This is a genomic window from Salipiger bermudensis HTCC2601, assembly GCF_000153725.1.
Taxonomy (GTDB): Bacteria; Pseudomonadota; Alphaproteobacteria; order Rhodobacterales; family Rhodobacteraceae; genus Salipiger; species Salipiger bermudensis.
Map to the genome: position 1 here is coordinate 1,267,071 of NZ_DS022276.1, position 6,288 is coordinate 1,273,358.

Here is a 6,288-nt window from a genome sequence, read left to right on the forward strand (position 1 = left end):
CCCGCGACGCGGCGCATCACTTCCTGCGGCTGTTCGACAAGGGCGTGGCGCGGTTCACCCCAGAGGCCAGCGACGCCGAGATCACCGAACTGGCCAACACCCGCTCCTCGCGCGCCTTCATGCTGCTTGGCCGGGTCGCAGGCACCTTCGACTGAGGCGCCTTCCCCTCCCGGTTGGCAGTGCCCGACTGGCCGAAATCCCTTTCACGGCCCTGCTTGCCCGCCAGTGCCCTGCGTTTGTGCACAATCGAGTCTGCGCAACCACCGGGGCAGCGCGATTGCATCTCATCCCGCGCTTCGTTAGGTCAGGAGTGTTCCCCCAAAACGGAGACCCGCGATGGACACGGGCGACCTTCGGTCAAGCTATCTCACAGGTCTGCGCGACGGGGCGCCGTTCGTCCTCGTCATCGTGCCCTTCGCCACGGTGTTCGGCGTGCTTTCCAAGAGCGCAGGTCTCAATGTGCTCGAGGCTCTGGCCTTCTCGGTCGCGGTGATCGCCGGGGCGGCGCAGTTCACCGCGCTGCAGCTGATGCAGGACCAGGCCCCGACGCTGGTGGTGCTGGCCTCGGCACTGGCGGTCAACCTGCGCATGGCGATGTACTCGGCCTCGCTGACACCGCATCTCGGCCACCTGCCGCTGTGGAAGCGCGGCGTGGTGGCCTACCTTCTGGTGGATCAGGCCTATGCGCTGGGGATCGTGAAATACGAGCGCGAACCCGAGATGACGAATGGCGAACGATTCGCCTACTTCCTTGGGACGATCACGCCGCTCTGCCCGCTCTGGTACGGCTTCACCGTTGTGGGTGCCGTGGTGGGCGCGCAGATCTCGATCGAGAACGGGCTCGACTTTGCCATGCCGATCGCGTTCCTCGCGCTGATCGGCCCCGCCCTGCGCACCGGCGCGCATGGCGCGGCGGCGCTAGTGGCCTCGGTCTCGGCGCTGCTCTTCGCCTTCCTTCCCTACAATCTCGGCCTGCTGGTCGCGGCGCTGCTCGGCATGATGGCCGGTGCCGAGATCGAACGCCGTAGAGAGGCCGCATGATCGACCGTACCGAACTTTGGATCGTCATCATCGGGCTGGGGCTGGGCAGCTTCGGCCTGCGCTTCGCCTTCCTCGGGCTGGTCGGAGACCGCCCGATTCCGGCCTGGCTGATGCGCCATCTGCGCTACACCGCGGTGTCGGTGCTGCCGGCGCTGATCATGCCGCTGATCGTCTTTCCCGCCGCCAATGACGGCCAGCCCGAGCCGGTGCGGCTGACGGCGGCCGTCGTGGCGCTGGGGGTCGGGTTCTACTTCAAGAACCCGCTGCTTGCGATGGTGATGGGCGGGCTGACGCTGGTGGGCGGACTTTACTGGTTCGCCTGAGCCCGGTTCGCCTGCGTCCGGCCGGACGCGCCGAGTTCCTCGCCATAGGCCGCGATGGCCAGCCGCTTGTCATCGGCATCGGTGTCGCGCACGACGCGATCCTCGAGCCCCGGCATCCCCGCCAACTGATCGGCGAGCTTGTTCGGGAACCAGGTGCTGCTGACCTGCTCGAATCCCGGCAGCTGCTTGAGCACGCCTGAGGTGGCGACGGTGCACTGCGACTGCGAAACCGCGCCATAGCCCTGCACCAGCCGCAGCGCCTGCTCGGCCACCTCGGGCGGCACTTCGATTCGCTGCACCCGGACGCGGTAGGTCTCGCGCGCATGGGCGCCTTCGTAGACCTCGGCAATCTTCGGCGTGATGCCGTAGATCACGTCATCGGCCTCGACCAGCCAGCTTGCCCGCACCGAGCCCGCGGGATCAAAGATCACCCGCTGCGAGGGCGCGTTGATCATCATACTCGAATGCGCGCCGGCATCGCTGCGGTTGTTGATCATGGTGTAGAGCGTGATCGCCGGCGGCCCGTCATGCCGATAGGCGGCCTCGGCGATCTCGGCCTCTGTGGCGTTGGGGGTGTGCGCGCTCGGCGTGGTGCAGCCGGCAAGCGAAAGCGCCGCCAGACCGGCGAGAATGGCGGCTCTGAACGTCATCCGAGCGTGCTCCTGAGGTGGTGGGGAACGTAGGCGCCTCAGGCGCCGAAGATCATCAGGATGACCAGGATCGCGAAGATCACGTAAAGTGTGCGAATGGTGAACTTGATGAACCCGTGGAAAGTCCTTTCCTGTTCGGTGATGTCCATGGTTCCCAGCTTGTGCTCAGCCATCTCCAGATCCGTCCCTGTGGCATTCCTGTTGTCGCTGTTTTGACTAGCGGATTTCCCAGCCGCTGTCACCTGCCCAAAAGCCGCAGCTTGCAGGTATCTTTCGACATCGAGGCAGGATCAGACCGCCTGCCAGATCCACGCGCCATCCCCTCGGATCTCGCGGGTGGCGCGGCCCTCGTGCCAGAGATGCAGGCAATGCGCCATCGCCTCGACCAGCGCGAGCCCGTATTCGGGCTCACCGATGCGGCGCTTGAACAGCACCGGAAAGCACTCGCCCGCCGCCTTGGGCTCTGCGAGGTAGCCGTGCAGACGGTCGAGCGCCGAATGGTGGTTCTCGATCAGCTGCGCCATGCGGAACGGAAGGCCGGTGAAGGGCAGCTTGTGGCCCCCCAGCACGAGATGCTCCGGGCGCGCCAGCTCCGACAGCCGCTCGCAGGATTCGAGCCACTCCGCCACCGGGTCTGCCTCGGGCTCGGTGGCGTAGACGCCGAGATTGGAGCTGATGGTCGACAGGATCTGATCCCCGGCCAGCACGAGGTTGTCATCGCGCGACCAGAGCGTCGCGTGCTCGGGCGCGTGGCCGTCGCCGATATGCACGTCCCATGTCCGGCCACCGATCTCGAGCCGGTCGCCCTGCTGGATTCGGGTGAAGCCCAGCGGCATCGGCCACACGCAGTCGCAGAAGTTGAACGGACGCTCCTCGGCGCGTTTTTCGAGCATGTCCGCGGCCATGCCACAGCGCCGCCAGTAATCGAGCTGCGCAGGCGAAGGACGGTCCTCCTCGTCGAGCGTCAGCATCCGCGCGAAGAGCCATGCGGTGCGGGTGGTGAGCAACTCCGCCCCGCGCTCCTGGAACCAGCCCGCAAGCCCCACATGGTCCGGATGGTGATGGGTCACGAGCACCCGCCGCACCGGCTTGCCCTTGAGCGGCCCCGACAGCAGCGCCTCCCAGAGCGCGCGGCTGCGGGGGGCGGAGAACCCGGTGTCGATCACCGTCCAGCCGTCGCCGTCGTCGAGCGCATAGACATTGACGTGATCGAGCGCCATCGGCAGAGGCAGCCGCATCCACAGCACGCCCTCCGCCACCTCGATGGCGGCACCATGCTCGGGCGGCGCGTCGAACGGGTAGCGGATGCCGGTGGTCATCGGCTCAGGCCGCGAGATCGTCGGGCGAAATGTCCATCAGGTCCGAGTCGTCGGAGCGCACATGCGCGAGCAGGCCCGCATGCTCGGGCAGGAGGCGGGTGATGTAGAACCGCGCCAGCTTGCCGTGACTGCCATCCGGATCGGCCATCGCCGCGCGCAGGTGGTAATGCCCGCCCAGCACCCGGGCAAAGGCCCGGAGATAGGGCACCGCGGTGCCGAACCGCGCCGGCATCGCCTGCGCTACCAGCCACTCGGTGGTCTCGCGCAGGGTCTCGGCGGCCTCCCAGACCGCCCCGGCCAGCTCGGGCATGGTGCCCTTGGCGGCCTCGGCCTCGGCCTCGATCTCGTCGAGCAGACGGGTCGCCGCCTCGCCGCCATCCATCAGCTTGCGGCCGACCATGTCCATCGCCTGAATGCCGTTGGTGCCCTCGTAGATCGCCGTCACGCGGACATCGCGATAGAACTGCGCCGCGCCGCTTTCCTCGACATAGCCCATGCCGCCATGCACCTGCACGCCCATCTCCGAGACCTCGCAACCGATATCGGTGCCGAAGGCCTTGGCGATCGGGGTCAGGAAGGCGGCGCGCGCCGTCCACTCGGGCGCGCCGGTGGCGCGACCCATGTCGATCGACACCGCGCAGTCGAGCGCGATGGCCCGGGCGGCGAGGATCTCGGCCTTCATCGTGGCCAGCATCCGGCGCACATCTGCATGGCCGATGATGGTGTCATGCGGGTTCTTGCCCTGCTTGCGCTCGTTGGCGAAGGCCAGCGCGTGCTGGTAGGCACCTTCCGCAGCCCCCACACCCTGCCCGCCGACGCCAAGCCGGGCATTGTTCATCATCGTGAACATCGCCTTCATGCCACCGCCGGGCTCGCCGACGATCCAGCCCGTGGCGCCCTCATAGGACATCACGCAGGTCGGGCTGCCATGCAGGCCCATCTTGTGCTCGAGGCTGACCACCTTGAGCGTGTTGGCCACGCCCGGGTTGCCGGCCTCGTCGGGCAGGAACTTCGGCACCATGAACAGGCTGATGCCCTTGGTCCCCGGTGCCGCGTCGGGCAGACGCGCCAGCACGAGGTGGCAGACATTCTCCACGAGGTCCGAGTCGCCCCACGAGATATAGATTTTCTGGCCGGTGATGGCGTAGGTGCCGTCGCCGTTGGGCTCGGCCTTCGACGACAGCGCGCCCACATCCGAGCCCGCCTGCGGCTCGGTCAGGTTCATCGTGCCGGACCACTCGCCCGAGATCAGCTTGGGCAGGTAGAGCGCTTTCATCTCGTCGGAGGCGTGGTGCTCCAGCGCCTCGATCTGGCCCTGGGTCAGCAGCGGGTTGAGCTGCAGCGACAGGCAGGCGCCCGACATCATCTCGTTGACCGCCGTGGCCACGGTGAGCGGCAGACCCATGCCGCCATGCTCGGGATCCGCGGTGATCGCCACCCAGCCGCCCTCGGCGATTGCCTTGTAGCCCTCGTCGTAGCCCTTGGAACTGCGCACCACGCCGTTCTCGAGCACCGCCGGGTGCAGATCGCCGTTGCGCTGCAGCGGCGCCATGACCTCATCGCACATCCGGCCTGCCTCGGTCAGCACCGCGCTCACCATGTCGGGGCTCGCCTCGGCAAAGCGCTCGGTTTCCTGCACGGCCTTGAAGCCGATGACCTTGTCGAGGAGGAAGCTGAATTCGGAGACGGGGGCGCGATATGGCATGGTCAGGGTCCAATCCCGGTTGGCAATGGCACGGCGCTCCGATAGTCAGAGCGTCAAATTCTTGCCCGGGAGCCTACTGGCCCCCGCGCCTCTGTCCAACCAAAACGCGGCGTCATAAGTCCATGAGCGAGATCGCAACCCAGCGCCTTCAGGCCGATCCCGAGGGGCTTGCCCGCGGGGCCGGGATCCTCCGCAGCGGCGGCCTGCTCGCCTTCCCGACCGAGACGGTCTACGGCCTCGGCGGCGATGCCTGCAACGACCGCGCGGTGGCGCGGATCTACGAGGCCAAGGGGCGGCCTTCATTCAACCCGCTGATCGTGCACCTCGCCGATCTCGACGCGGTGAAGGCGCTTGTGGTCTGGTCCGACCTGGCCGAGGCGGCCGCCGCGGCGTTCTGGCCCGGCCCGCTCACCATGGTGCTGCCGCTGCGCGAGAGCGCGAAGGTGTCGAAGCTGGTCACCGCCGGGCTCGACTCGCTCGCGGTGCGGATGCCCGCCAACCCGGTGGCGCGCGCACTGCTGGCCGAGTTCGGCGGCCCGGTGGCGGCGCCGTCTGCCAATCGCTCGGGCCGCATCAGCCCGACCCGCGCCGAGCACGTGCTCGACACGCTCGACGGCCGCATCGAGGGCGTGCTCGACGGCGGGCGCTGCGACGTGGGCCTCGAATCGACCATCCTCGGCCTTGCCGGCAAGCCGACCCTGCTTCGCCCCGGCCGCATCGGCATCGACGCGCTGTCGCAGGTGCTGGGCCGGCCGGTGATGGAGCGCAAGGACCGCGAACAGATCTCGGCCCCCGGCCAGCTCAGCTCGCATTACGCGCCGCGCGCGCGGGTGCGGCTCAATGCCGCCGAGTGGCAGGAGGGGGAGGCCCGGCTCGGATTCGGCCAGACGGAGGGCGATTGCGATCTGAACCTGTCGCCCTCGGGCGATCTGGTCGAGGCGGCGGCGAATCTCTTCGAATACCTGCACCGACTCGATGCTGACGGCGCCGAGACGATCGCGGTCATGCCCGTGCCCCATGTGGGCCTTGGCATCGCGATCAACGACCGCCTCAGCCGCGCCGCCGCGCCGCGCGACTGACGCGGCTCAGCCCTTCGCGCTTCCCTCCCCGACCCGGCGCCCGGCCGCAATGTCAGGCCGGCCTCCGGCGGGGATATTTGAGGCCAGAAGAAGACAGGGGTGCCGCGCCCGATCTTCTCTGGTTCAAAAATACCTCGGGGGAGTCCGCGCACGCCGGGGGGGGGGGGGGGG

At 68.1% G+C, this 6,288-nt stretch carries 7 protein-coding genes; 3 read left to right on the forward strand and 4 right to left on the reverse strand.

The features are described 5' to 3' along the window. Positions 1–336: 336 nt before the first annotated feature. Entirely contained in the window at positions 337–1,041 is a 705-nt protein-coding gene (locus R2601_RS06095) for an AzlC family ABC transporter permease (RefSeq protein ID WP_007795139.1), read from the forward strand. Next, positions 1,038–1,364 carry a branched-chain amino acid transport AzlD family protein gene (locus R2601_RS06100; protein ID WP_007795142.1) on the forward strand — a complete coding sequence of 109 codons (327 nt, stop codon included), beginning with the start codon at positions 1,038–1,040 and terminating at the stop codon, positions 1,362–1,364. Before R2601_RS06095 ends, R2601_RS06100 begins: the two co-directional genes overlap by 4 nt. Here R2601_RS06100 and R2601_RS06105 read toward each other — a convergent pair. From R2601_RS06105 to R2601_RS06115, 4 genes are all read right to left on the reverse strand, one after another. After that, a complete protein-coding gene (locus R2601_RS06105) occupies positions 1,349–2,014 on the reverse strand; it encodes a hypothetical protein (RefSeq protein ID WP_007795145.1) in 666 nt (221 codons plus the stop codon). The two genes, R2601_RS06100 and R2601_RS06105, sit on opposite strands and share 16 nt — an antisense overlap. Before the next feature lie 38 nt (positions 2,015–2,052). Further along, positions 2,053–2,187 (reverse strand): aa3-type cytochrome c oxidase subunit IV, encoded by a 135-nt coding sequence (locus R2601_RS25785; RefSeq protein ID WP_007795148.1) that lies wholly within the window; start codon positions 2,185–2,187, stop codon positions 2,053–2,055. Between the two features lie 117 nt (positions 2,188–2,304). Then, complete coding sequence (locus tag R2601_RS06110) at positions 2,305–3,333, reverse strand: MBL fold metallo-hydrolase (protein ID WP_007795151.1); 1,029 nt, start codon at positions 3,331–3,333, stop codon at positions 2,305–2,307. A gap of 4 nt (positions 3,334–3,337) precedes the next feature. Then, complete coding sequence (locus tag R2601_RS06115) at positions 3,338–5,038, reverse strand: acyl-CoA dehydrogenase family protein (RefSeq protein ID WP_007795152.1); 1,701 nt, start codon at positions 5,036–5,038, stop codon at positions 3,338–3,340. 122 nt (positions 5,039–5,160) lie between these two features. Here R2601_RS06115 and R2601_RS06120 point away from each other — a divergent pair, with 122 nt between their 5' ends. Then, positions 5,161–6,117 (forward strand): L-threonylcarbamoyladenylate synthase, encoded by a 957-nt coding sequence (locus R2601_RS06120; RefSeq protein WP_007795155.1) that lies wholly within the window; start codon positions 5,161–5,163, stop codon positions 6,115–6,117. Positions 6,118–6,288 lie beyond the last annotated feature (171 nt).